The organism is Limimaricola litoreus (assembly GCF_024159025.1).
Classification (GTDB): Bacteria; Pseudomonadota; Alphaproteobacteria; order Rhodobacterales; family Rhodobacteraceae; genus Limimaricola; species Limimaricola litoreus.
Map to the genome: position 1 here is coordinate 1 of NZ_JAMYXC010000243.1, position 2,584 is coordinate 2,584.

The 2,584-nt window shown below is 73.6% G+C and carries 2 protein-coding genes; one reads left to right on the forward strand and one right to left on the reverse strand.

Features of this window, described 5'->3' with window-relative positions; translation table 11 throughout:
- Positions 1-762 (forward strand): bifunctional diaminohydroxyphosphoribosylaminopyrimidine deaminase/5-amino-6-(5-phosphoribosylamino)uracil reductase RibD (gene ribD, locus NHG85_RS15585; protein ID WP_253333985.1); only part of this gene is annotated, 762 nt, incomplete at its 5' end.
- Between the two features lie 7 nt (positions 763-769).
- Here ribD and NHG85_RS15590 read toward each other — a convergent pair.
- A partial coding sequence (locus tag NHG85_RS15590) for a capsule polysaccharide biogenesis protein (protein WP_253333987.1) occupies positions 770-2,584 on the reverse strand: 1,815 nt, incomplete at its 5' end.

The following is a 2,584-nucleotide window of genomic DNA, read 5'->3' on the forward strand; positions in this document are numbered from 1 at the left end:
GTCGCGGGCCGCGGCATCGCGCGGCTGCGCGCGGCAGGGGTCGCGGTCGAGACGGGGCTGATGGAGGCCGAGGCGCGGCGCGACCTCGCGGGGTTCCTCAGCCGGATCGAACGCGCGCGGCCCTTCGTCACGCTCAAGCTCGCCGCCAGCCTCGACGGGCGCATCGCCACCGGCACAGGAGAAAGCCGATGGATCACCGGGCCGCAGGCGCGGGCCCGGGTGCACATGATGCGCGCCCGGCACGACGCGGTGATGGTCGGCGGCGGCACGGCGCGGGCGGATGACCCGATGCTCACCGTGCGGGGCTTGGGCATCGACCGCCAACCGGTGCGGGTGGTGGTGTCGCGCAGGCTCGATCTGCCGCTCGAGGGCGCGCTGGCGCAGAGCGCCAAGGACATTCCGCTCTGGCTGTGCCACGACCGAGCCGTCGATGCCGCGGCCTGGGAAGGGCGCGGCGCGGTCAGCCTGCCATGCGGTCTGTCGAACGGGCAGGTCGATGTGGCTCAGGCGCTGGAGGCGCTGGCGGCGCGGGGTCTCACGCGGGTGTTCTGCGAGGGCGGGGCGGGGCTGGCCGCCTCCTTGCTCGGGGCGGGTCTCGTGGACGAACTGGCCCTCTTCACCGCCGGCTGCGCGATCGGGGCCGAGGGCACCCCGGCGCTCGCCGCGATGGGCGTCGACCGGCTGGCCGAGGCGCCGCGCCTGCAGCTAGCACATCAGGAGCGCATCGGCCCCGATCTTCTCAGTCTGTGGCGCAGGCCCTGAGCCTGCCTCATCGTCGCCAGAGCGGCGCGGCGGAGGCAAAGGCCCCTTGCAGCCTGGCCAGCGCGCGCAGCCCCGGGCGGCGCGCGACCTCTCCCGCGGCAAGCCGGTCGAGCACCAGTTCGGGCGGGCAGGGCCTGCCGCTTACGGGGTCGAAATAGCGCGGCCAACCGATCAGCGCCGCATGGGCAAGGCCCCAAAGATCGGGGCGGGCTTGTCGGCGCGGGCAGAGCGGGCCGAGGTCGCGGGTCAGCCCCCAGCCCGCGTAGAAGGGCGTGCCGAGGCAGGTGACGGGGCGTTCGCGCAACAAGGCCTCGAAGCCGAGGCCCGAGGTCATGGTCCAGACCTCGTCGGCGATTTCGAGCGCCTGCACCGCGCCGACGCCCGAGAGCACCGCATCGGCGAGGAGATGCGGCTCGGGCACCGCGCCGGGTCTGAGCCCCGCCTCGACGTCGGGGTGCGGCTTATAGAGGATCACCGCCTCGGGATGCGCGGCGCGGACCGCCTGCAACAGGGCGAGATTGCTGCGCACCGCGCCGGCCCCGAGCCGGATCGCAGCGTCGTCCTCGACCTGCCCGGGCACGAGAATGCGGTGGCCCTCGGGCAGCGGCGGCAGCGCCGCTCCCGCGAGGTTGTATTTCGAAAGCCCCGCCGCGCGCAGCCGTTCGACCAGCCGGCGCGCGCGGCGGCGCTCGGCCTCGGGCAGGGCGGAGGACGCCGCGATCAACCGTTCCATCCGGCTTTCGCGGGCGGGATCGTAATGCAGGCCCAGATCGTCGAGGCCGAGGCTCGCGGGCGGCACCAGCGCGGCACCCAGCCCGCGCGAACGCAAGAAGCCGTCCTCGATCCGCACCGCGCCGTCGGGGGCCGCGCGATCACCCCAGACCATCAGCCGCCGCCCCTGTTTTTGCGCCAGCGCAGCGGCGCGATCCGGCGGATCGACGAAGCGCACGGCCCGCTGCGTGCCGAAACCCGTCTGGATATGGCGGCGCTTCCACAGCCGCATGCCACTGGCGACCCAGCCCTTGCGGTCCTCGCGCCAGGCGCGGGTGTCGGCTTCGAAGACGTCAAGGGCGGTCTCGAAGCTGCAGGCGCGGCGCTCATGCGGGTCGTGCCAATGCGGATAGAGGATCATCGCCGCGGCGAAAAGCTGCGCGCGGGTCAGCCGCCGCTGCCGCCGGTCGATCGGCGCGCGGTCCTGGGTGAGACCCCAGCCGGCGTAGAAGGGCTGGCCGTGGACCACCGGCCTGTGCCCCGCGAGGATCGCCTCGAAGCCCATCTGCGAGGAAAACACATGCACCGCCACGGCCCCCTCCAAGAGTCGCCATGGGGATATGGGCGCGTCGCAGATCTGCATGTCCGGCCCGAGATCCGAGGCGCGCAGATGCCCGGCGCGAAAGCCCTGCTGCGTCTCGGGGTGGGTCTTGACGACGATGCGCGCGCCGGGATGCGCCTCGCGCGCCTCGAACAGCATTTCGAGAAAGCTGTTGCGGTCGCCCCGGCTGGCGCGCACCGCCGCGTCCCCCGCCGTCTGATCGATCACGAGGACGTAGCCCGGCGCGGGGGCGTCCAGATCCGGGTCGAAGCCGCTGTACTTGCTCAGCTCGGCCCCGCGCATCCGTGCGATGCCGTCGCGTGCGCGGTCGAGCAGCACGGTGTCGTCGAGCGGATGCGTGGCCAGCAGGGTTTCGAGATCGCTGGGGCGGGCGGGATCGAAATGCGCCCCGGCGTGATCGATCAGCAGGCCCAGCGGCGGCGCGCCGGCCCGGCCGGGGCGCACCGAGCGCAAGAACGCGTCCTCGATCCGCACCAGCGCCGCGCCGCG